24 protein-coding genes and 2 pseudogenes are annotated in these 22,037 nt (G+C 31.1%); 3 read left to right on the forward strand and 23 right to left on the reverse strand.

Features of this window, described 5'->3' with window-relative positions; genetic code table 11:
• Nucleotide 1: 1 nt before the first annotated feature.
• From EB239_RS15335 to EB239_RS14560, 5 genes are all read right to left on the reverse strand, one after another.
• Nucleotides 2-496, reverse strand: coding sequence for a S41 family peptidase (locus EB239_RS15335; protein WP_003871068.1), 495 nt, complete (start codon nucleotides 494-496; stop codon nucleotides 2-4).
• 11 nt (nucleotides 497-507) lie between these two features.
• Nucleotides 508-1,824 (reverse strand): S41 family peptidase, encoded by a 1,317-nt coding sequence (locus EB239_RS01755; RefSeq protein WP_003871067.1) that lies wholly within the window; start codon nucleotides 1,822-1,824, stop codon nucleotides 508-510.
• A 91-nt stretch (nucleotides 1,825-1,915) separates the two neighbouring features.
• A complete protein-coding gene (locus tag EB239_RS01760; RefSeq protein WP_003871066.1) occupies nucleotides 1,916-2,104 on the reverse strand; it encodes a hypothetical protein in 189 nt (62 codons plus the stop codon).
• Between the two features lie 92 nt (nucleotides 2,105-2,196).
• Nucleotides 2,197-3,522, reverse strand: a complete 1,326-nt coding sequence (locus EB239_RS01765) for a radical SAM/SPASM domain-containing protein (protein ID WP_003871065.1) — start codon at nucleotides 3,520-3,522, stop codon at nucleotides 2,197-2,199.
• A gap of 115 nt (nucleotides 3,523-3,637) precedes the next feature.
• On the reverse strand, nucleotides 3,638-3,784 hold the full coding sequence (locus EB239_RS14560) for a hypothetical protein (RefSeq protein ID WP_003871064.1): 147 nt from the start codon (nucleotides 3,782-3,784) through the stop codon (nucleotides 3,638-3,640).
• 101 nt (nucleotides 3,785-3,885) lie between these two features.
• Here EB239_RS14560 and EB239_RS01770 point away from each other — a divergent pair.
• Nucleotides 3,886-4,527: pseudogene (locus tag EB239_RS01770) on the forward strand (helix-turn-helix domain-containing protein); the annotation flags it as partial.
• Between the two features lie 385 nt (nucleotides 4,528-4,912).
• Here EB239_RS01770 and EB239_RS01775 read toward each other — a convergent pair.
• From EB239_RS01775 to EB239_RS14575, 14 genes and pseudogenes are all read right to left on the reverse strand, one after another.
• Complete coding sequence (locus tag EB239_RS01775; RefSeq protein WP_003871062.1) at nucleotides 4,913-5,257, reverse strand: PqqD family protein; 345 nt, start codon at nucleotides 5,255-5,257, stop codon at nucleotides 4,913-4,915.
• A 32-nt stretch (nucleotides 5,258-5,289) separates the two neighbouring features.
• Nucleotides 5,290-6,354 carry a radical SAM protein gene (locus EB239_RS01780; RefSeq protein ID WP_003871061.1) on the reverse strand — a complete coding sequence of 355 codons (1,065 nt, stop codon included), beginning with the start codon at nucleotides 6,352-6,354 and terminating at the stop codon, nucleotides 5,290-5,292.
• Nucleotides 6,355-6,370: 16 nt separating this feature from the next.
• Nucleotides 6,371-7,156: an ABC transporter permease gene (locus EB239_RS01785; protein WP_003871060.1), complete on the reverse strand. Its 786-nt coding sequence runs from the start codon at nucleotides 7,154-7,156 to the stop codon at nucleotides 6,371-6,373.
• Nucleotides 7,153-8,118, reverse strand: coding sequence for an ABC transporter ATP-binding protein (locus EB239_RS01790; RefSeq protein WP_003871059.1), 966 nt, complete (start codon nucleotides 8,116-8,118; stop codon nucleotides 7,153-7,155). Before EB239_RS01790 ends, EB239_RS01785 begins: the two co-directional genes overlap by 4 nt.
• Nucleotides 8,119-8,287: 169 nt before the next feature.
• Nucleotides 8,288-9,622: a B12-binding domain-containing radical SAM protein gene (locus EB239_RS01795; RefSeq protein WP_003871058.1), complete on the reverse strand. Its 1,335-nt coding sequence runs from the start codon at nucleotides 9,620-9,622 to the stop codon at nucleotides 8,288-8,290.
• Nucleotides 9,603-10,856, reverse strand: coding sequence for a hypothetical protein (locus tag EB239_RS01800; protein ID WP_003871057.1), 1,254 nt, complete (start codon nucleotides 10,854-10,856; stop codon nucleotides 9,603-9,605). Before EB239_RS01800 ends, EB239_RS01795 begins: the two co-directional genes overlap by 20 nt.
• 455 nt (nucleotides 10,857-11,311) lie before the next feature.
• Nucleotides 11,312-11,485, reverse strand: coding sequence for a hypothetical protein (locus EB239_RS14565; protein ID WP_003871591.1), 174 nt, complete (start codon nucleotides 11,483-11,485; stop codon nucleotides 11,312-11,314).
• A gap of 482 nt (nucleotides 11,486-11,967) precedes the next feature.
• Nucleotides 11,968-12,714: a hypothetical protein gene (locus tag EB239_RS01805; RefSeq protein ID WP_003871286.1), complete on the reverse strand. Its 747-nt coding sequence runs from the start codon at nucleotides 12,712-12,714 to the stop codon at nucleotides 11,968-11,970.
• A gap of 69 nt (nucleotides 12,715-12,783) precedes the next feature.
• Nucleotides 12,784-13,365 carry a hypothetical protein gene (locus tag EB239_RS01810; RefSeq protein ID WP_318261456.1) on the reverse strand — a complete coding sequence of 194 codons (582 nt, stop codon included), beginning with the start codon at nucleotides 13,363-13,365 and terminating at the stop codon, nucleotides 12,784-12,786.
• Nucleotides 13,366-13,828: 463 nt separating this feature from the next.
• Nucleotides 13,829-14,029: a hypothetical protein gene (locus EB239_RS14570; RefSeq protein ID WP_208638262.1), complete on the reverse strand. Its 201-nt coding sequence runs from the start codon at nucleotides 14,027-14,029 to the stop codon at nucleotides 13,829-13,831.
• Between the two features lie 148 nt (nucleotides 14,030-14,177).
• Nucleotides 14,178-14,306 (reverse strand): annotated as a pseudogene (locus EB239_RS01815) (Crp/Fnr family transcriptional regulator); the annotation flags it as partial.
• A gap of 92 nt (nucleotides 14,307-14,398) precedes the next feature.
• Nucleotides 14,399-15,115 (reverse strand): SurA N-terminal domain-containing protein, encoded by a 717-nt coding sequence (locus tag EB239_RS01820; protein WP_003871288.1) that lies wholly within the window; start codon nucleotides 15,113-15,115, stop codon nucleotides 14,399-14,401.
• Nucleotides 15,116-15,129: 14 nt separating this feature from the next.
• Nucleotides 15,130-15,660 (reverse strand): hypothetical protein, encoded by a 531-nt coding sequence (locus tag EB239_RS01825; protein ID WP_003871289.1) that lies wholly within the window; start codon nucleotides 15,658-15,660, stop codon nucleotides 15,130-15,132.
• 138 nt (nucleotides 15,661-15,798) lie between these two features.
• Nucleotides 15,799-15,960, reverse strand: a complete 162-nt coding sequence (locus EB239_RS14575) for a hypothetical protein (RefSeq protein ID WP_164995793.1) — start codon at nucleotides 15,958-15,960, stop codon at nucleotides 15,799-15,801.
• A gap of 311 nt (nucleotides 15,961-16,271) precedes the next feature.
• Between EB239_RS14575 and EB239_RS14830 the strand changes: the two genes are divergently transcribed.
• The gene (locus EB239_RS14830; protein WP_003871290.1) at nucleotides 16,272-16,538 is read left to right on the forward strand and encodes a helix-turn-helix domain-containing protein; all 267 of its coding nucleotides are present in this window, start codon (nucleotides 16,272-16,274) and stop codon (nucleotides 16,536-16,538) included.
• Between the two features lie 87 nt (nucleotides 16,539-16,625).
• A complete protein-coding gene (locus tag EB239_RS01830) occupies nucleotides 16,626-17,564 on the forward strand; it encodes a tetratricopeptide repeat protein (protein WP_318261423.1) in 939 nt (312 codons plus the stop codon).
• On the opposite strand, the gene EB239_RS01835 is transcribed toward EB239_RS01830, so the two are convergent.
• The 4 genes from EB239_RS01835 to EB239_RS01850 are packed head-to-tail and all read right to left on the reverse strand — an operon-like array spanning nucleotide 17,548 to nucleotide 22,020.
• On the reverse strand, nucleotides 17,548-18,225 hold the full coding sequence (locus tag EB239_RS01835; protein ID WP_042835638.1) for a Crp/Fnr family transcriptional regulator: 678 nt from the start codon (nucleotides 18,223-18,225) through the stop codon (nucleotides 17,548-17,550). The two genes, EB239_RS01830 and EB239_RS01835, sit on opposite strands and share 17 nt — an antisense overlap.
• Before the next feature lie 36 nt (nucleotides 18,226-18,261).
• The gene (gene dnaB / locus EB239_RS01840) at nucleotides 18,262-19,590 is read right to left on the reverse strand and encodes a replicative DNA helicase (RefSeq protein WP_003871293.1); all 1,329 of its coding nucleotides are present in this window, start codon (nucleotides 19,588-19,590) and stop codon (nucleotides 18,262-18,264) included.
• Between the two features lie 22 nt (nucleotides 19,591-19,612).
• Entirely contained in the window at nucleotides 19,613-20,056 is a 444-nt protein-coding gene (gene rplI, locus EB239_RS01845) for a 50S ribosomal protein L9 (protein WP_003871294.1), read from the reverse strand.
• Nucleotides 20,053-22,020: a DHH family phosphoesterase gene (locus tag EB239_RS01850; protein ID WP_003871295.1), complete on the reverse strand. Its 1,968-nt coding sequence runs from the start codon at nucleotides 22,018-22,020 to the stop codon at nucleotides 20,053-20,055. Before EB239_RS01850 ends, rplI begins: the two co-directional genes overlap by 4 nt.
• Between the last annotated feature and the right edge of the window lie 17 nt (nucleotides 22,021-22,037).

Consider the following 22,037-nt stretch of genomic DNA (forward strand, 5'->3'; position numbering starts at 1 on the left):
TTTATACTAGCAATTCACTCCATTTTTCATAATTTTTCTTGGAATCTTTAAATATTTTTATAAAAGGCTTTAATTCAACAAAATCTCTTATCGCTTCATCTTCGATTAACTTTAAAAAATAATTAAAATAGCTAGGACTTGCTACATAAAGGTGCCCATCATGCAATTTCCCTAAAATTTCATTTAATTTATTATAAAACTCAATATTATTCCTTGTATTTTTTATCTCTTCTATAAACTCTTCCTTATGGGCTAGCCAGTCGTAGCCGTACATCTTTTTTACTTCATAAAAATGTGCGTAATTGTCTTTTAAAATGTTATACATATACTCAAAATCTTCTATCTTTTCTTTCTCTGTTAAATCTTTTAATTCCTTTGATGCAAATAGAGTGTTTGAAGTATATATACCGGTAAAAAATCCTGTTGAAAATATCAGAATCAATAAAAATATCAAAGTAATCATAGAAATTGACAGTTTCTTACTCAACAGTATCACACCTTTTTTCCTTATTTAATGCCTTTTTCCTCATTTTCTAACGATTTAATTACTTGCAGTATTTTTTGTTTTAGCTCCTCATCTTTTTCAAATGGGTTTTTAGGAATCATTTTTATTTCTATATCTGGTATAGTCCCTGTTTCAAAATATGAAGTACCATCCTGATTTATAAGCATTGCTCCATCAAATCTCACAATTAACCCGCTATTAGGAAGGCGCATTAAACCTGGCATAAGCCATCCTCCATCTCCTTTTCTGGTTCTTTCACCTATTACTGTAGCAAAGCCCGTTTCTTTACAAAATTCTGCAAATATATTTGCTGTTGAATAAGTGGTTCTACTAACGATTAAAAATATCTTCCCATTAAAATCTACAGGTTCTACATATTTAGAAAATTTTTCAAAATCTTTTACTATATCTGTGGTCGCATAGTACATGAAATTTTCTTTTACTCCTGCAGGAAGCAAATCATACATAGGAAGTTTATCTATAGTATTATTTTTCAAATCTGGTATATAATTTTCAAGCAGATTAACAATATATTCCCCACCTCTTATAAGATAAGTCTTTTCTACTGACAAGTTTTTAACTTCTTTTAACTTATTCCTCAAAGGTGCTACTATAGCTTGCAACCAGTACTCCCTATTACCCCCTTCATTATCACTAATATCTATGAAAAGATACGGGTAATCTTTTATACTTTTCAAAAAATCGTATATGATCTCTATTTCTTTCTTGTATTCTTCTCCTTCTTTGTGATAATCAATTAAAAAAGAATAGATTTTCAAATAAGCGATCTTTCCAGGTTCTATAACGTCTGTCACAACATTTTCTCTTCTTTTCTTTAGTGAATAATAATCTTCTAGTTCGCCCTGTCTATATGTATTTTTAAAGATTTTTTCCCACATCTTATAAGAACTTTCTGATTCCCTAAACATATCTTCATAAGGTTTAAAACCTAATGGTCCAAATAAATATTTATAATACCCGGGACTTAAAACATGTGTATGCCCATCATGCAATTTTAGTAGAATATCATTTAATGCATAATAAAATTCTAAATTATTTTTTGTCTTCTTTATCTTTTCTTTAAATTGCTCTTTATATTCTAACCAGTCATAACCATACATCTTTTTCACTTCATAAAAATGAGCATAATTGTCTTTTAAGATGTTATACATGTATTCAAAGTCTTCTATTTTTTGCTTTTCTGTTAATTCCTTTGTCCAATATAAATTAAGCCGTGTATTCAAAAAAATATGTGTACTGAGTAATATAATTACTGAAAATACCAAAGTAACTATTAAAATAGGTAACTTTTTTCTCAAGAATATATCCATCCTTTCACTTATAATTTTTAAAAGTAGCGATGCATCTAAAACTTAAAAGTTCCAGATGCATCGCTATTAAGATAACAATTTACTTTATTGCTCCGTAATAAGGCTCCATCTTAGGACGGCATGCCTGCACCCAACAATATGGACCCCAGCACACACAGGGACCTGGTCCTTCTGGTAATTTTATTATATCACAAGGTGTTATAGGAAAAACGTCATTAGGTATCTCATTGCCAATTTCTTTATTATACCCTTCTATCAAATATTCCATTTTCTTTTACCTCCCTTCTTTTTATCTTTTATATAGAATGTGCGCACATTCTAATCAAAATTAATACCCTAAAACATCAAACTCAAATTGGTTTAAACCCTTTCTTGTTTTTTCTCTAACAATTCTTTTGCTATATCTTTTAAATACTCTTCTAAAACATACTTATAATCCCTACACCTCTCCGTCACTCTCTCTATTCTTCTCCTTGGACATCCTCCCATACAAATTGGCAGTAGCTTGCAATCAATACACATCTCGTCTATCGTAGGGTCATAAAGAAGATATTCCATATATTTATCAACATTCAAAGAAACTAAGGACGTGTCGTCCAATATATTCCCTACTCTATACTCTTCCATCCCTATATCAGACCAGCACTTGTATATGTATCCTTCCGGGTCTATCACCATTGAATTTACACTATCTGCTCCACAAAAATTGTATTTTAAATAGGGATACTTATGCATCAAATTATTTGAAAAACCTCTTTCTTTTAACACTTTTTCAAACATATAAGTTACTTTAGAGTATTCATACATAGATAGACATTTATTTGGTACGTAACTGTCATTTGTATGTTCTACATGTCCCAAATAAACGCTGAGTCTATTTTTCAATCCTCTTATTTCTAACTCATCTAATATCTTATTAACTCTGGTTACGTTTTCTTTGTCCACGTTTATTCTTAAGTAAATATTTGGCATTATATCAATATTTTCTTCTATGTTGATCAGTATCTTTTCAAAAGTCCCCTGTCCACCTTTTAAAGGACGTCTTTTATCATGCACATCCTGGGGACCGTCTAATGTTATTTGTATAAATGATAATCGCAAGTTCTTAAATTGTTCTACTACTTCCCTCGTCAAGTTATACCCATTTGTCACAATAGATGCACCATATATAACTTCATTTTCATCACAGAGCTTTATAATTTTTTCTGACATATCTTTAACAATATCAAAAGCTAATAAAGGTTCCCCTCCATACCAAGTAATATTTACACTCTGCAAATACTTTATCTGCCGCTTTATGTATTCAATTATTTTACGCTGCACTTCTTCGCTCATAAATACATTTTTCTGACTATCCTTTTCATAACAATATACACAGGCAAAATTACACCCTAGTGTAGGTGCAATAGTTAAACCCAAATTTTTGTCATTAAATCTACTCCGCCAGAGATTGAAACGTAATAGCTGGAGTTCGTCAACATTGTCATCTATGAGAAATTGACCTTTTTTCAAGTCTTCTATTAATTTACTGTCATCAATTGAAATGCCTTTTTCCACATAATTTTTATACTTGTCGTAATTCTTTTTTTCCATTAAGGCTAAAGCTCCTGTTCTTGAATTATAAGCTACTATTTTCTCCGGCTCTTCAGGAAAGTCAAAGAAAAAGTTATATCTAGACGGTTTCATTTTCTTTCTCCCCTTAAAGAATTTTTATGATGAGCCCATCTCAAAAACTTTTCTACATAAAAGTTCTAAGATGTGCCTTTGGCCTGCTTGAAATCTATCTTGGCTTTGCATCTTTTTACTTATCTACAACTACTGAATGCCAATCTATTATATCCTTTTCTCCCATTGGTCCTATACTTTCGACATTTCCCATCACACTAAAACACCATGAAGACAGTAAAAGAGTAACTATGGAAAAAACAATTAATAATTTTTTCTTCATGCCCCTCCTTGCCTCCCTTTACTTTTCCTTCTCTTACCTATATAATATATGGTAAGTTAAACAATTTCAACCCGAATTGATTCTGGGTGGTGTGTAAAAAAATGGATGGATTCTATTATGATTTAGAGGCTTTTGGAAATGAATTGAAAGATATACGCAAATCTTTAAGGCTTACTCAAAAAGATGTGGCAGATCAAACTCTTGTAAGCACAGATACTCTAAGAAGAATTGAAAATGGAAAGGTTATGCCTAAACAGGAAACTCTCGATTTGATGTCTGTCATCTTTAAAAGAGACTTAAATGAGCTCTTGCTTAAGTACAGACTTAAAGATTACTCTTCTTTTTATAAAATAAAAACTTCTATTGAAGATAAGCTTGAAGGTGGAGAATTTGAAGATTTGAAAAAGGACGTTGAAGAGCTTAAAAAAATAATTGATGAAGGGAAAATGAGCCTTTATTACATTCGATTATTGAAGCAACTTCTCTTGTTAGTGGAGTCTGTTATTGAAAAAACTGTAAATAATGATTATGAAAAGGCTTTAGAAAAATTGATTGAAGCTATGAAAGTCACTATACCAGATTTTTCTCTTTCTAACTATACCCGCTTTGTGTACAGCAGTATGGAAGTTAGAATTTTAATGAGTATGGCTATTATACTAAGAGAAAAAGAATCATACGAAAAATGCATAGAAATGCTCCTTTTTTGCTTAGAAGAACTGGAGAAAGACAATATAACAAGCAGGAGAGACGGTTCCTTTTATCTGAAAAAATCAGACAGAAGGAACCGTCCCTCCTGTTTGATAATCCTGCTTTTTGTTCAAGGTTTAATGAAAATAAGTCTGTGTCAAAATTTTGTAGGTAAAAATTTTTTATAACTGATCTTACCATTAAAAATCTAGGAGTTTAAAATCAGTAGTTTATATATATATTGCTAATTATATTAAATTATTACTTTAACAAATCATAAATATTCGCTTTCTTTTTGCTCTAGAATTGTTTACTCCTCAAATACCTAATGCTAATCCATTTGCTCGTGTTAATTCCTTTAAAACGTACTTTATCCATGGCTTGGTCGTAAATACACCTTTCTTACAAAAAACATTATATTACCACCAATATTTTTCAAAATCATATAACTGTTTCTAAAATTCTGTAATATTGGCATTTTCTAATAAATTTTATTATATCTAATAATAGTTCTTTATTATCAAGGTTTAAGCTAAGTTGTTCTCTTATTTTTTTAACGATTTCTCCTAAGCAATATTTTCCATCACACATTTCTAAAATTTTAACTCCTACAAAATTGACAATCAACATTCTAGAATCCTCGGGATTAAAGATAAGTGCTCTAAAGGGATTATCAGAAACTTGATGAATTTGGATATCATCCCTTGTTTTCAATTTTTGTTTTTCTATGAATCTTATTAAACCGAATATTTCTTTAAAATATTCAAGCTCTAGGGATTTATCCATCTTTTACCTCCTCTCCTCTTTTAACATTGTTTTTAATAAGCCAATATATCATCTGATACATAAGGAATATTACGAGTTTTGTTTTCGGTATAATTTTTAACAAAATCTAGTACTATTTTATTTTGCCAACCATATTTTAGCCTTTTATTCCAAATATTTGAAAAAGTTTCCTCCTTTAAATCTCCAAAAACAACTGGAACCGAACAATCTAGTTTTACTTTCCCATCCGGACGTATCAATGCCGCACAAGTTGGAATAAATATAAACTTGCTATAATATGCAGGATATTCTGCCCCACGAATAATTTTTATTAACGAATTATACTGTTTTATAAGACTTTTCCCAAGTGCATCTAATTCCTCTTTTTCGTTTTCACTCAAAATCAACAAGTCCCTATTTAAAAAACCTCTTCCTGCTTCAAGTACAGGAGTAAATATGAACTCCTTGGCTCCAAGAAAAATAGCAAGTTCGACCATTTTCCATATATTTTTGTAATTTTTCTTATTACATGTATGTGCTACCTTTACTAAAATTCCTGCATTAGCTATTTTATATACTGCCTCCACAGCTCTTTCCCATGAGCCAGTCACACCTCTTACCCAATCATGTTCTTGAGGTGTAGCTCCATCAACACTTACCTGAACCCATTTTTTTTGATTTGGAAGAGATTTTAAAAAATCAATAAAGGAGTCATCTACAAACCATCCATTTGTTATAATCCCAATTGCAATATTTTTATTCTCAGCAAAAACTGTTAAAATTTTCTCAACAAGTGATCGTTTTAATAAAGGTTCACCGCCAGAAATAATAACAGTAAATACTCCCATTGCCTTAAGTTCTTTTGCAATTTTCAACCATAATTCTTCTGATAACTCTTCATTATAACTCTTAGGATTGCTACTTGAATTATTATAACAATGCACACACTTTAAATTACATAAAGATGTAATTTCCAATTGAACTCCTAAAGGCCTATTGAAAGAAATCAAATTATTATTTTTATCTAAAACAAATTCTTTAGCTTTCTCAACTAATGGAGAAATTTTTATACCAAGAGCATCGGAAAAATATTCTAGAAGCATTTGAAATTCTACCACAAAACCTCACCTCTTCCTAATACGTTCCCAAAATTCCTTTCTTTTTAGCCTTTTTGTCTGCTATATCAAAGATTAAAAGCCCAATCACAAGAAACAGTATAGAGGTTATCACAAGTTTTACAAAATCAACTCCCATGAGATTTAATGGAATTCTCTCTATATTTAACTTCCTTAGCATCATAACGCTTTGAAACATAGGGAAATATGAGAAAATTTCCCTCACTGCCGGTGACAAAATCCTTTCTGGAATAAGTAGTGGCACTAAAAGGACGTATATCAGTATTGCCAGCCAGTTTTTCGCCTCTTTACTTCTCATCATGAGTACTAAGCCAGCTAAAAAGAAAGCAAAACCATAAAGGCCTGGAAGAAGTATAAGCAAAACCAAAAGGCTGTAGATATTTGTAAAAACTACCACTCTGTGAATCAATCCAACTATCAAAATAAATATCGCTATGATTACAATGGATTCTATGGCATGTATTAAAGCTCTTACCAAGAAAATACTCTTTATGTCCACAGAAGAAAGATGAAGATGTTCAAAAGTCCCCTGCATCCTCTCATCTTCCATATTTTGTGCAATAGAAGATATTGAAAACATTGCAAAAAACCATACCACATATCCCAGCATATTTGCAGCTGTAAGAGATCTACTGCTCTCTACATTTCCTATAACTAAAGTAGAAGAAAAATTAATGAGCCAGAAAAGTATGTAGAGGAATATGAGGAAGGGAAGATTAGCAGTAGGCATATTTTTTATAAATTTCACAAACCTTCTCAATTCAGCCTCCCATAAATACTTCATTTGTTTTCTCCTCCTTCCACAAAACTTTTGAATATCTCTTCAAACGGTTCTCCTAAATTGTCTATCTCAACCGGTATTACAGAAAATTTCCTAAAAATATCAAAGACATCGTATATGAGTTCTGGCCTTTCAAATGTAAGCTCCAATATATCTGTATCTATATTCCCTTCATAAAAACTTATTTCAACACCTCTTATACTTTTTAATTCTTCCAAATATTGGCTTTCTTCATTTTTTCTCAAAGTAAATCTATATTTAGCATAAGAAATTTTATGTCTGAGCTCTGAGGCAGTCCCCTCTGCTACTACTTTCCCTTTATTGATTATCAGAATCCTATCAGACACTTTCTCAATAAATCTCAAATCATGGGAAGAAATGATAAGGGTAGATATTTCTTTTAATTCTTTTACCAGCTTCTCTACTTCAAATCGCGTTATAATATCAAGCCCGAGGAGGAGTTCATCGAGTATTAAAAGTTTTGGCTTTGTAGCAAGTGCACATATGATAGCAGCTTTCTGCTGCATCCCTCTTGAAAGCTTTCCAACCTCTTCTTCCAGTTTGTCCTGTATCATCAGCCTTTCTGCCCACATTTCCATGTCATCTTTTACTTCTCTTGCAGATTTTCCTCTCAAATTTGCAAAGTAATAAACGTTTTCTCTGATGGTCATATGCCAGTATAGATTTCTTGAACCTTCAAGTAATGTCCCTATTTCTTTCATTACCTCTTTTTGAGCTTTAGGCATATCTTTCCCAAATATTTGTATACTGCCTTTGTCGGGGGAGACAAGGTTTAAAAGCATTTTCACAGTCGTTGTCTTCCCTGCTCCGTTTGGACCTAAAAGTGCAAAAATCTCATTTTCTCTTACAGCAAAAGATACTCCATCCACCGCTTTTACTGCCCTCTTGCCCGCCCCAAAAGTCTTTTCCAAATTTTCTGCCTTAAGGACTATTTTGTCCTCCATTTTCATAACCACCTCTATTTCTGATATTTTGTAAATTTTTATAAATTGAACTTATTTCAATCCATAAAAATATTTATTTAATATTTATTTTGTAAAACTTAATCTATAATGACAAAATTCCTCTTTACTGTTGCTAATTACTTCAGTTTTTAACAAATTAAATTTCATTTTAGTTTTTTATTTTATTTTTAAGGTTATTAATATATCTTTTTTGAAAAATAAGGGATATAGCTCTTCTATGTAAAAGCTCAATTTCTTCTTTGCTTAGATATAACGTGTCTAAATATACTTTTTTATCCAAGCTAATTTCTGTGGGGTCCGTTACATGTAATTTAACTCCAAAATTATCAGGTTTTTCAAAACATGGTGTGCCTGGGAAGGGGGTAAATATATGGCATTGAATTTCAGAAGCTGGTATATTTTTTATAAGTTTGAAAGTTTCGTCTACATCATCCTTAGTTTCAAAAGGAATTCCAACCATAAAAGAAGCTGTTACTTTTATTCCTAGATTTTCAATATACCCTACTTTTTCAATAACTTCATATGGAGTATAATTTCTGTGGAGTAATCGTAAAATTCTTGGACTTCCTGACTCAATCCCCAAGAAAATTTTTGATAATCCTGCCTTTTTGAGGGTTTTCAATAAATCATACTCCAAATGTTCTACTCTTGCAGAAAATCCAAAAGTAATATCTAGGTTTTTGCTAATTAATAATTCTGCAAATTCTCTAGCTCGTTTTTTGTCTACTAAAAAATTATCATCAACAAAACCAAATGTACAGATATTAGGATAAAGAGACCTTATGTATTCTATTTCTGCGACAATGTTATGGGCACTTCTACCTCTCCAATTTCTCCCCCACATTGCAGTAGTAGAGCAGTAAAAACAGGAATAAGGACATCCTCTGCTAGAAAGTATAGTTGCCATTTTAGACAACTTATAAAAATTATCATGATAGGTTCTATTCGGTATTTTTAATTCATCAAGCTGAGTTACAAACTCTCTTTTTTGAGTGGTGATTACTTCTCCTTTTCCAGTTTTAAAAGCTATTCCTCTAATACCGGACAACTTCTCAATAAAATTTTCTTGATTGGAACATTTTTGCAATATAGTTATTAATTCTTTGAAAGTGTGTTCTCCTTCATACATAACTACTATATCTCCATAACTTTCTGTAAGTATCTTCTTATATAGAAAAGTAGAAGTATTCCCCCCAAAAACGATAATCCCATCGAAATTTTCTTTTCTTAATCTATCTGCAATTCTCAAACCTGAATTTAACGCTGGAGCAAAATTAATACTTATACCAACAATATCGGGACTTATTTTCTTTATTTTATTTACAATCATATCTTCATCCATTTCATCTATCAAAGCATTGAAAACATACACTTTACACAAATGTTGAATTTCAGTAGCAAGATATAGTACCCCCAAAGATACGTGTTCCTCTTTGTTTTTACCTACACTTGGAAAATATGGGCTAATCAACACGACTTTCATAAATATCCTCACCTTTAGTGAAAATATAACCATCTAAAAAATTTTCTAATAGCTTTATTGCGTTTTCTTTTTGTAGCTTTTTACATATATGAGGGCATATCCCACCATAAGTAACAGCCTCTTCTTCGCTTACTTCTGAAAATAAAAAGTGAGTTTTTTCATAAAAATTGAGTTTCTCATTAGCTAATTTTTTAAAACAGTTATTTTCAAGATCAATGTAAACATTATCTTGATATTCTTTAAAACAGAAATAAACTTTTAAGTCTTTAATAAGAATTGTATACGAAGAACCGCATCTTACTAAATTAGGAGGAAGATACATTCCATTATTCACAAAGTACCGAATACTACTTAACACCCCACCTCCATAAATTCTCATAATCTTTTCAAGATTTTCACTTAATAATGTCGGAACAATTTTTTTATAAAAATTAAGGTTTAAGTCTCGTACACAAGAGAAAATTAGACTATATATATTGGAAACAACTGGTGACAAATAAAATGTATTAATCAAGGCATAAAGTTGATTCTCAAATATGGCATGGGATAATTTTAATATACTTTCCATATCGTTGTTTACAAAATATACAACTACTGGAATCCCAAAATTCTGGCGTATTTTCCTTACAGGTTCAAACAAAAGCAATATTTGGTCGGGTTGATAAATCAAAAAATTTACATATATATTAATTTCTGAATCATGAACTAATGAAATAAATGTATCAAAATCGGTAATTTTATATTGTGAATTAAAAAAGATATGCGGATTAGAAAAAAAGATTATAAATTCCACTTTTTTATTTTTACTTATAGGCAAAAACAGTTCTTTAAGTTCAAAGATAATTTTAGGTAATAAATTTATATACTTATCATTAAATACCAAACCTATGGATATGCTTTTAAATTCCTTTTTTGTCTCCAATACTAAGTTTACTATTTTATTCCACGGAACTCTAAATATTTCATTAGAGGTTGTTAAATCTAGAAAAACACGGAAAGAAATTTTTTCTTTATACAAATAATACCATTTTTCTTTTAATCTTTCTATATTTGTATTATTACATGCTAAAAAACCTAAGTATTCTAATTTTTGTATAATTTCTTTACTTCTTCTTGTAATATCTTTCTCTCCTGGTAAATATATAATATTGCCACTCCAAAAATCTATTAAAGCAACCCCAGTAGAAACTGGTACAACTACAAGATAATTACCTAAATCAGAGAACTGAACCATCAAAAACTCCTCCCCTATGTACTTTAGGGTTCCCTAGTACTCTATCTAGAGTACTAGGGAATAACATTGGATTAAAATATTATTTGAATACCTGTGACAGAGACCGCTGTTTCCCCTATTTCCATTAGTATTTCAGTAAAATCAACCAGGTCAGGATTTTCGTAAAGATTTGCATCGTTTAGTTTAAACATTTTCTCACCTCCCCCTAAACAATTTCTATACTGAGCACATCTTAAAACTTTTTTATTTGTATTTACATCAAAGTTCTAAGATGTGCCTTCAGCCTGCCTGAAATCTATTTTTGCTTTGCATCTTTTTTATTTATAATAGATTGGGGAAAATTCAAAAGCTTTCATCTAAGCCGTTCTATAGATATCTTTTTATCCTTCTTGAGTTTTTATCTTCTACGGTATGTAAGCATTGGATATTAAAAATATTTTTCAATTTCTAAGCTTCTATCCACCCCATGGATTATTTATATCTCCATGTACCCTTGGTTCTCTTTCTTCTGCTAACATGTATTGTTGCATTACTTTTTTATCATTTATATAGGAGGGCTTTACGTTAATGTACGTCACTATCCCAAGTAAAAAAGCTACTAATGCCAATAAAGCTATAGCTTTCTTCAATTTTCTTCACCTCCCAAATTTTCTTTCAATTTTATCCTACCATTCTTACCTCTTTCCAGTAAAATGGCAAAAATGCTTATAACCCCTCCCAATATTTCGTTTTGGCGAAGTTATCTATATTTTCCTTTCTTTTTCTCTTTTTTTCATATATCGCCAGTGAAAAATTTTAATTTTGTAACTATAAGTTACAACAGGTTAAATTTGTAAAATGTCTTCAAAGGCGGTAAAATAAACTGTTAAGAGATTTAAAAAGGAATTTTTAGAATAAATTATTTGAAAATTTAAACTTTATATACCTTCGCTTTTAATTTTTTGTCATTCTCCCCTATAGGTATAAATGTTATAATTACAAAAACTTTTTATACTTTTGTTTCTGACAATGGCGAAATAATGTTTTCTAATAGAGAATAAATCAAAAAGCCCTCCTATTTCTAGAAGACTTTTTGATTTCAAACAAGAGGAACCGTTCTCTTTGTCAAGTTTTACATTGGTTCAGAATCTGTCACTTCTATATTTATGTCGTCTTTATCAATAACAGTTCCCCCAGCAGTTTCAGTATACCAACCTAACCATGAAGTCCCTGAAGGTGAATATTTTTTCCAATATAATAACCCTGAAGAATTAATGCCCACTTGATAATTAGTTAAATAATATACTGTACGTGGAGGAACAGTAAAAGCAACTCCATACTCTTTTCCTGCATACCATGTTTGACTTCTGTCAACTTCTACACCTGTTTTTAATTTTATTCCAGCAAGGAACCCATTCCCTACTGTAGTTTCTCCTGAAACATTTGCTGAAACATTCCAATAAATTTGTTTGGTGTTCAGCTGTTTGTAAGTACCATTTATTGGAGTATTAGTATAATTTGCTAATCTGTATGTCCCTGCACTTGCATAATGCCAATTTTTACTTGCATAATTAGGGTCATAGTGATCAAAAACATATATATAACCGTCATTAGGCACTCCCATAGTAGATATTAAGTTATTGTTATTTTTGATACTTTTTGGGATAACTTCTCTTTTGCTTCCATCTTTATCTATTTCCCAAGCTCTTATTTCTGGCAATTTGAATTGGGATTTTTCTACTTTACTTTTGACTTTTTCTAATACACTATCTGGTATTGTATTATCATTACTATTGGATAAATCATTTGCATAAACAAAATATACATTTATAAATAATGTAAAGACAAGAATCATAAGTAACAATATAATTTTTTTCATTCTGGATTTCTCCTTTCTCTTCATAAATTATATTTTAAAAGTTTAAAAGTAGTTATTATCATATCTAGTCTAATCATTTTTTGTCTTATCAAAATTTTTTAATATTTCTATTAATGCTTTCATGACATTATTCATTAATGATATATCTACTTCGCTTGTTGATGAATATTGAACTAAAACTATCAAATTTTTATATGTTAAAACAGCTGTACTATTTTTTTCTGCTAAATTTTTATTTAAATGTGCAAATCCTTTATTATAAATCCATCCCACAAAATCATTACCAATATAATTTTTCGTGTAGTAAATTCCAACTGTTATTTGTATATTCTGCTTTTCATTTTCTATAGTAAACTGTTCATCAGTATTTGGTGAATTAAAATCACCGTTTAAAGTTAAAAACTCCCTTTTACCAAATGATAGTTCTTTTTCAATTGCAGTAACATTCCCATCTATAGTGCTAGCCTTCACTTTGAAACCCTCTATGTTAAAAGTCTTAACCATTGTTTCAAATAATTCCTTATAATCTTTATAGCTTAATATATCCAAATTATCAGTGGTTTCGTTATTTGTTATTAAGTTATCCCTAATTTTGTTTATATTGCCCAAATGTATTTTGTAATATAAAAATGTTAACGCAATTATAACCACAATCAAAATAATTACCATCAATATATTTTTATATTTTGTAATTTTCTACCCCCCCTGTTAAATAATTTTTACTACCAAAATGTTATTTTAACGCATTTTACCATCACCTCCCAGGCACTGCAGAATGCCATCTTATTAAATCTTCCTCTCCTAATGGTCCAACTCAATTTTTGGCCACCATGTTAAAACACAACGAAGATATCAAAATGGCGCCATCTTTACATATCTCTTCCTTAACTATATAACAGATGGTAAATAGAATAATTTCAACACGATTTGAATCAGGGTAAGGCGTCAAAAAATGGATAAGTTTTAGTATAACTTAGAAGCTTTTGATTAAGAGTAGAAAATATTCGCAAATCTTTGAAACTTCTTCAAAGCGGTGTTTCCGTGTACAGTTTTGTCATTTAGAAAGGATATAGTAACTACATCACTTAAATTTTCTATAATTCTACTGGTTCTTTCAATTGATGGTATGTGTTTTATCCCATCTTTCTCCATGTATCCTTGGTTCTCTCTCTTCTGCTACTAGATATTGCCGTATCACTTTTATCCTACCATTCTTATCTCTCCCAGTAAAATGGCAAAAACGTTTATAAGCCCTTCCAATATTTCGTTTCATCGAAGTTATTCGCCTTTTTCTTTCTTTTTCACATTTTTTCATATATCGCCAGTGGAAAATTTTAATTTTGTAACTGTACGTTACAATAGGCTAAATTTGTAAAATTGCTTCAAAGGCAGTAAAATAAAGCTTTTCAGAGCTTAATAAGTGATGTTTAAAGTTAATTATCTGAAAATTTAAACTTTATATGTTTATTTTGATATAGATTTAGCAAAATCCCTTCTTTAACATTTACTCCTCTTTCCTTAGCAAAGGTCAAAAGCACGGAGGCAGTCCTTCCTATTGAATCTCTTAAAGCAAGGTTCTCTATTATATAGGCGGACAAAGGGGACGGACAAAGGGGACGGTTCCTCTTGTCTGATTTTCGAATTTCAGATAAAAGGAACCGTCCCCGGCGTCTGGGTAATGTTCTCAAAAGCCTTTAAACATATCTTTATATTTATTGTTAATTGTTATTTTGGCACTTTTTAGGTATTCATCTATTATACTGTCAACATACCTTTTGTATTCATTTTGCACGTCGTTTGTCATCTCTTCGGCCTTTTTCAATCTCCCGCTCTTTATTCCTTCTTCTATAATAGAATTGTACAATTTGCTAAACAACAATATCCTTTTTGCATTGTATTTTTCATAGGTATTCCAATATTCATCTTCTGTCATACCGCTAGTACTAATCAATTCATCTAATTTTTTCTTTGCCTCAGGATACTCGTTAAACTCTTTCTTTTCTTTTTCTATATATGCATTTATTTCATTTTGTGAAACCTTTATATTGTATTTATTTGCTAGATATTCTTGTACTTTTTCCTTGATCAACTTTTGCAATATATAATCATCTATATTATCAGTTTGTACCCCTGATGCCAATGTTAGTCCCTTTCGTAATTCGAATTCATTGTTGTATATTGGTATACCATTAACTTCTGCAATCACGTCACCTTTATCAATCTGTAATTTATCTTTATTCCCTTTAAAAAAAGCAGCTACATTTTTAGCAACATTATTAAATCGTAATTCATTCGCTTTCTCCTGCAGATCTGATGCTGAAAATGAAAAAGCACCAACAGCTAAAATAAAAAGTAGAATGAGACTCACAGTGATTAATATTAAAGGCTTTATTTTTTTCACTTCAATTCACCTCCTTAAAAACTAAATGTTAAGGTCGTATAGTCTGCCCAATTGTTTGGTATCCAACTAGGATCCAATTGAAAAAGAGTCTTTACAGTAGAATTAACAGTTTTTGTTGTCGTAGAATAATAACTGATTGCATAAGAACTATATAAATCAAAATATATTAACGTATTTGGATTCCAAATTGAGCCATTAGGATTTTTTACGAATTTTGAAGTATCTATTGCACCAATTAAAACTCCAGAACTAGCATCAACAACGTCAACACCTATTAAGTAACAATTGCCATTACCTATTTCAGGATGATTTGGCAAGTTATTAAAAGCAGCAACATAATGATCACCAATAGATTTCATGGGGTAATTAATGTAATTAGAAGCACTGTAATTTACGTAAAAAGCGAAAATTTTCATACCCCAATCGCCGGACCACGCATAATGGCGTATATAGTTCTGAGTAAAAGCAGCGAAACTTGGAATAATATTGACACTAACCAGTAAAACTACAATTAATATTGATGTTGTTATTTTCTTTATTGCCATATTATTACCTCCTTTGTTTATAATTTACTTTTTTTAAAATTTTGATTCTTTATTATAAATTTATAAATTTTTGACATGTTTTTACAAAAATTTATAAACTAAATGTGGCACCCCATAACAAGTTTTTTTATTTGGTCATTAACCTAACCTTTCTTCTCCATGAACTCTTTGCCCTTTCTCATTTGCGATAAAATATTTGTAGGATGTGTTATTGTGCACAGGACTTATATTTACCTTAAAATAACTAAACACACCTGTAAGTAGCACTACTAAACTCAACAATGTTATAAATTTTCTCAATTTTTCTTACCCCATATATTTCCTTCACCTTCATAATAACATCTTTATACTTATTAGTAAAAGTGATATAATATTAGAAAACATTAATAAGGACTTTTTACAGATGGTTACATAAATTTACCTCTCCTATCCTTGATTTTTTAACTATTTTCATATATTGCCATTGAAAAAATGATAAACTGTAACTTTCAGTTACAGGTCAGAAATTTCAGAAAAAACCTCAAAATCAGTAAAATCAATGGTTAGAAAGGAATAAAGGAAATTTTTTGAAATAAATTATCTGAAAATTTAAACTTTATGTGGTGATATTTATGAATATTTCTATTGGCACTAAAATAAAGTCTTTAAGGCTTCAAAAGAAGCTTTCTCAAAGTGAACTGTGTGGAAATTTTATGAATAGAGTAGTCCTAAGCAGAATTGAAAATGGCAAAGCATTGCCTTCTTTAGAGCAACTTATTTATATAGCTGAAAAACTTGAAGTGCCTGTAAGTTATTTTTTTAGTGATTTGAAGGATACCTCATGCATTAATAATGCAGAAAGTTTTTCTTCAATTATTAAGGAGTTATTTTACAGTTAAAATTATTACGACATTGTAAAATTAGTAGAAGACAATTATAATGAATTTTGTAAAATGGAGGATTTTAACAAATATTATTGCGCAGGTATGGCTTATTTTTATTCTAAATTGTTTAATAAGGCTTTTAAACTACTCAGAAAATATGTGAAAATTTTTACTACTTCCTGTGAAGAGATTCAAAAAGAAAATATAGATAATTTTGGTAACGCATTAAACACCTTGTTTAAAATTATGCTGAGAAATAATAATTTAGAAAAAGGTATAAATTATTTAGAGCTTGCAAAAAAATATTTACACTACTTCAAGACTTTAAACCGTCCCATAAGTTTTATTATACACAATAATTTAGCTTATGCTTATCTTAAAACTTGCCAATTTCAAAAAGTAGTAACTCTACTAGAAAGCTTTATAAATTCCGAGGCTAACTTTATACATATAAATATCATGCCTGATATTTATATATCTCTAAATATTGCTTGTTATAATATAGGAGATTATGACAAGTCTATTTATTACATTAAAAAAGCCATTTTGCTTTTTGAATATATGGAAAAATATTCTGATACGGCAGAGTGTTATTTAAATTATATAAACGCCATAAGGTATAGTGGCAATTTTGAAGAAGCTTTTAAAATTCTTGAGGAAAATAAAAAAAAATTTAGGGGTAATCCTGAAATTTATTATAAATTTGTAAACCAGGAAATGATACTTTATTTTAACACAGGCCAATACGATAAAATAGTTGAAATCTCAGAAGAAATTGACATTTCTCTTTTCAACCACAGAGGAAAAAGGGAATACGAATTTATGTTAGGACATATAAAGTATTTGCAGGAAGAGCCCTTTGAAGCATATAATTTGCTTAAAAAATGTGAAAATTATTTTTTGACTCATAAATATTATGGAGATTTGTGTATGCTCTATGAGGATTTATATTGTATAACAGATAATCCCATTTATAAGAAGAAAAAAGACGAATGTAAAAACAAAATTGGAAGAAAAAATATCACTACAACATCTCTTTAAGCTTTTTTACATCTCTAATTATTATTTTCTGCCTGTCAAGATGTATTATCCCCTCTTTGTCCATTTGGCTTAAAATCCTTGTGACATTTTCTCTTGATGTGCCGACTATGTTGGCAAGGTCTTGCCTATTGAGATTTAAATCTAATAAAATTCCTTCTTTTGTGTTTATTCCTCTCTCTTTTGCAAAAGTGAGAAGCACAGAAGCCGTTCTGCCAATAGAATCTCTTAAGGCAAGATTTTCTATTATGACAGCTACATTTTTTAGCCTTTTCGCCATAAGTTTAATAATGCTTAAGGCTATTTCGCTGTTTTTTAGTATCAAGTTTTCTATGTCTTGATTTTTAAGCATAATCACTTCGGAGTCCTCTATAGCCTCTGCAGTTGCAGGATATTCTCCACCGACAAATAGAATAGACTCAGCAAATACGTCTCCTTTTTCCATTATTTTAATAATGTACTCTTTCCCGATAGAAGATGTTTTTGATATTTTAACTTTGCCAGATTTTACAAAATATATAGCTTCTCCCTTTTCCCCCTCCATGAAAATAATAGACCCTTTTTTAAAAAAGTTGATAGTTGAAATTTTATGTATCTCTTCAAGGGATTTATCCTCCAGCTCATTAAAATAAGGAACTTTTTTAAGGTAATCAAAATCAGCCATAATGACTTTCATCCCTTCTCAGAAATAGACTAAAGATTATTCCGTTCTATATTTATCAAGACTTACAAATTTTGTATACTGTGCAAGCCATAAAAGTTCCACTGTCCCTGTGGGCCCATTTCTGTGTTTTGCAATTATAACTTCTGCTATGTTTTTCTTTTCAGAATCTTTATGATAGTAATCATCTCTGTACAAAAACATTACTATGTCAGCGTCCTGCTCTATTGCTCCAGATTCTCTCAAATCGCTTAAAATAGGTCTGTGGTCTGACCTAGACTCAGGTGCACGTGAAAGCTGTGAAAGGGTGATTACAGGAACATTGAGTTCTCTTGCTAAACTTTTAAGAGACCTCGATATTTCTGAAATTTCTTGTTGCCTGTTTTCTGCCCTTCCTCTTCCCTGCATAAGCTGCAGATAATCTATCATCACCAAGCCCAATCCTTTTTCCAGTTTAAGGCGCCGGCACTTCGCCCTTATGTCCATTACGCCAATTCCAGGGGTATCATCAATATAGATAGGAGCTTTAGAAAGAGGAGTCATCGCAGCTGCCAGTTTCATCCAGTCATCTTCATCAAGGTTTCCTGTCCTAAGCTTTTGGCTATCTATATTGGCAGTAGAACAGATAAGCCTGTTTACCAACTGCTCTTTTGACATCTCTAAGCTAAATATGGCAACAGGAAGGCCTGTCAAAAGAGCTGCATTTTGAGCAATATTTAAAGCAAAAGAGGTTTTTCCCATTGAAGGTCTTGCTGCGACTAATATAAAGTCAGAGGGCTGAAAGCCGGCAGTTTTTAAGTCAAGGTCAGGAAAGCCAGAGGGAATTCCCGTAAGCTGTCCTTTGTTTTTGTAAAGTTCTTCTATTTTATAAAAGGTATTCATTAACACGTCTTTTATAGGTGAAAAATTAGTAGTGTTTCTTCCTTGAGCTATATCAAATATTTTTTGTTCTGCTATGTCAAGGACAGTTTCTACGTCATCCCCTTCGTAACTTAACTCCATAATCTCTGAAGAGGCCTCAATGAGCCTTCTCAATGTAGCCTTTTCTTTTATAAGCTTTGCATAGTAAGATACGTTAGCAGTGGTAATAACATTGGAAGACAGGCTTGCTATATAATCAATTCCGCCAACAGCCTCCAGCATGTTTCGCTTTCTAAGTTCATCAACTACTGTCACAAGGTCAACGGGGATGTCTTTTTCAAACATCTCCATCATTACATCGAATAATTTTTTGTGGGATTCTTTATAAAAGTCGTCGGCTTTTATTATTTCAGAAACGTCTATTATAGCATCCCTAGATAAAAGCATTGACCCTAAGACGGATTGTTCAGCTTCTATGTTTTGGGGAGGGATTTTGCTCCACTCCATCCTTATTCCCCCCTTGCTTTAATTACTCTGCCACAACATCTACCTTCACTTTTGCTATGACTCCTTGATAAAGTTTTATGTCTACATAATAGGTACCTGTAGTCTTTACAGTCTCGTCAAAAGATATTTTCTTCTTATCAATGTCAAAGCCTTTCTCCTTTAAAGCCTCTTCTACGTCTTTTGAAGTGATAGATCCAAAAAGTTTACCATTTTCTCCTGCTTTTACTTTTAAAACTAAGCTTAAGTTTGAAAGCTTTTGGGCCATTTCTTTTGCTTCCTCTAATTCTTGCTGTCTCTTTTTCTCTTCTGCCTTTTTCTTTTCATTAAGCACTTTTATGTTGGATTCTGTAGCCTCTATGGCAAGTCCTCTTGGAAGGAGATAATTTCTCCCATACCCGTCGCTGACATTTACAATTTCTCCTGCTTTTCCTACATTTTTAACATCTTTTACTAATATAACTTTCATTTGTCTTCACCTTCCTCTTCAAAATATTCTTTAATAGCATTTTTTAAGTCTTGCAGTACTTCCTCTATAGGCTTTTTGACCTGAGCTCCTGCAACAGTTAAATGTCCTCCTCCACCAAGCTTTTCAAGGATAACTTGAACATTTATGTCTCCAAGAGAGCGTCCGCTTATGGCTACATCTTCTTCTCTTTTTAAAAGGACAAAAGAGGCTTGTACTCCCTTTATTGTAAGAAGTTCATCAGCAGCCTGGGCTATGATGAGATTGTTGGCATTTGGAGGGCTAACTGCTATTGCAATGCCGTTATCCAATATCTCGGCATTTTTCACTATTGAAGCTTTTATTATGTAAGAATCTAAGTCATTTTGGAAAAGCTGCTTAACAGAGGTTGTATCTGCCCCTTTTCTCCTCAAAAAGGAGGCTGCTTCAAAAGTCCTGGAACCTGTCCTGAAAGTGAAATTTTTTGTATCCACTGATATTCCTGCCATTAAAGCCTCAGCTTCTATAGGTTTTATGTCAATCTTGTCTACCATATACTGCAAAATTTCTGTGACTAATTCGCTAGCAGAAGAAGCATAAGGCTCTAAATAGACAAGCAAGGCTTTATCAATAAACTCTTTCCCTCTTCTATGGTGGTCTATTACAACTATTCTGTCTATAATATCTACAATTTCGGGATAAGTAAGATAACTGGGTCTATGGGTATCAACAACTATTAAAAGGCTGTTTTGGTCCACCATGTTTTTAACTTCACTGCTTTTTATAAATAAATCTTCATAGCCTTTTGTGTTTTGTATTTTCTTTACCAATTCATCTATTGCTACATTAGATTTATCTAATATTATATAGGCTTTTTTACCTAAAGACATGCTGGCTCTATACATGCCAATTGCAGCACCTAATGAATCAAAGTCCATAAAGTTGTGACCCATTATGAAAATGGTAGAGGATTCTTTTATGAGCTCTTTTATAGCGTGGGCAATTACTCTCGCCTTTACTTTTGTCCTCTTTTCAACAGCTTGTGTTCTTCCTCCATAAAACGAAATTTTATCTCCTCTTTTTATTACTGCTTGGTCTCCTCCTCGCCCTAATGCTAAGTCTAAGGCGCTAGAGGCATATTCATTTAAGGCTAAAAAGTCATTGGCATCTGCTCCAATTCCTATGCTTAAAGTTAAAGGGATTTTTATCTCTTCTCCAATTTCTCTCACTTTATCCAATATTTCAAATTTATTTTCTTCTAAGCTTTTTAATCCTTCCTCTTTAAATACGACAAAGTATTTATCATCATCATATTTTTTCATAAAAGCTTTTATTGAGGAAGCCCATTCTGAAAGTTTTTTTTCTATTTCTGAAGAAACCACCGCTTTTTTAATATCTTCTATTGCCATCATCGCTTCTTCGTAGTTGTCAATTATTATATGCCCTACCACAGGTCTATCGAAAGCTAAAGATTTCTTAAGCTGAATGTATTCAGTGTTATCAAGGAATAAAAGAGTACAGCTTAGGTCCTTCCCTTTTTTTCTTTTTGCTTGAGAATCTACTTTTAACACGGAATAGTACCGGCCATTGAACTCTATTTGGTTTTTTTTGTCATCTATTTTGTTTCCAGCATATTTTTTTATCAATTTCTTTATCTCTTCATTTTCATTAAAGACCTGAGAATAGTTTAAATTATACCACAGGATTTCTCCGTTATCATTTAAAATAACGGCAGGAATTGGCATCTTTGCTAAAACGCTTTTTGATGCCTTATCAACATTGAAAAATATATTTTCTATATATTTATCCAATTCTAATCGCTTTTTCTTTACGCCATAGTATTCACTTAAAAGCACATAAAGAAAGATGATTAATGAAATAGAAGCAATTATCTCGTTGTAGTAAAACATTAAAACTATTAATAAAGCTGATAGTAAAATATTTATCACATTGACAGAAGAAATTATTTTATAAAATTTCTTATCCACAAAAACACCTCTCATTT

It is taken from the genome of Thermoanaerobacter ethanolicus JW 200 (assembly GCF_003722315.1).
In the GTDB taxonomy this organism is placed as follows: domain Bacteria; phylum Bacillota; class Thermoanaerobacteria; order Thermoanaerobacterales; family Thermoanaerobacteraceae; genus Thermoanaerobacter; species Thermoanaerobacter ethanolicus.

Coding starts and splice junctions, on each gene's coding strand:
- EB239_RS01760 (WP_003871066.1), bottom strand. CDS start 2,104: ATGGAATATTTGATAGAAGGGTATAATAAAGAAATTGGCAATGAGATA.
- EB239_RS01765 (WP_003871065.1), bottom strand. CDS start 3,522: ATGAAACCGTCTAGATATAACTTTTTCTTTGACTTTCCTGAAGAGCCG.
- EB239_RS14560 (WP_003871064.1), bottom strand. CDS start 3,784: ATGAAGAAAAAATTATTAATTGTTTTTTCCATAGTTACTCTTTTACTG.
- EB239_RS01775 (WP_003871062.1), bottom strand. CDS start 5,257: ATGGATAAATCCCTAGAGCTTGAATATTTTAAAGAAATATTCGGTTTA.
- EB239_RS01785 (WP_003871060.1), bottom strand. CDS start 7,156: ATGAAGTATTTATGGGAGGCTGAATTGAGAAGGTTTGTGAAATTTATA.
- EB239_RS01790 (WP_003871059.1), bottom strand. CDS start 8,118: ATGGAGGACAAAATAGTCCTTAAGGCAGAAAATTTGGAAAAGACTTTT.
- EB239_RS01795 (WP_003871058.1), bottom strand. CDS start 9,622: ATGAAAGTCGTGTTGATTAGCCCATATTTTCCAAGTGTAGGTAAAAAC.
- EB239_RS01800 (WP_003871057.1), bottom strand. CDS start 10,856: ATGGTTCAGTTCTCTGATTTAGGTAATTATCTTGTAGTTGTACCAGTT.
- EB239_RS01805 (WP_003871286.1), bottom strand. CDS start 12,714: ATGAAAAAAATTATATTGTTACTTATGATTCTTGTCTTTACATTATTT.
- EB239_RS14570 (WP_208638262.1), bottom strand. CDS start 14,029: ATGAAAAAATGTGAAAAAGAAAGAAAAAGGCGAATAACTTCGATGAAA.
- EB239_RS01825 (WP_003871289.1), bottom strand. CDS start 15,660: ATGGCAATAAAGAAAATAACAACATCAATATTAATTGTAGTTTTACTG.
- EB239_RS14830 (WP_003871290.1), top strand. CDS start 16,272: ATGAATATTTCTATTGGCACTAAAATAAAGTCTTTAAGGCTTCAAAAG.
- EB239_RS01830 (WP_318261423.1), top strand. CDS start 16,626: ATGGCTTATTTTTATTCTAAATTGTTTAATAAGGCTTTTAAACTACTC.
- EB239_RS01835 (WP_042835638.1), bottom strand. CDS start 18,225: ATGGCTGATTTTGATTACCTTAAAAAAGTTCCTTATTTTAATGAGCTG.
- dnaB (WP_003871293.1), bottom strand. CDS start 19,590: ATGGAGTGGAGCAAAATCCCTCCCCAAAACATAGAAGCTGAACAATCC.
- rplI (WP_003871294.1), bottom strand. CDS start 20,056: ATGAAAGTTATATTAGTAAAAGATGTTAAAAATGTAGGAAAAGCAGGA.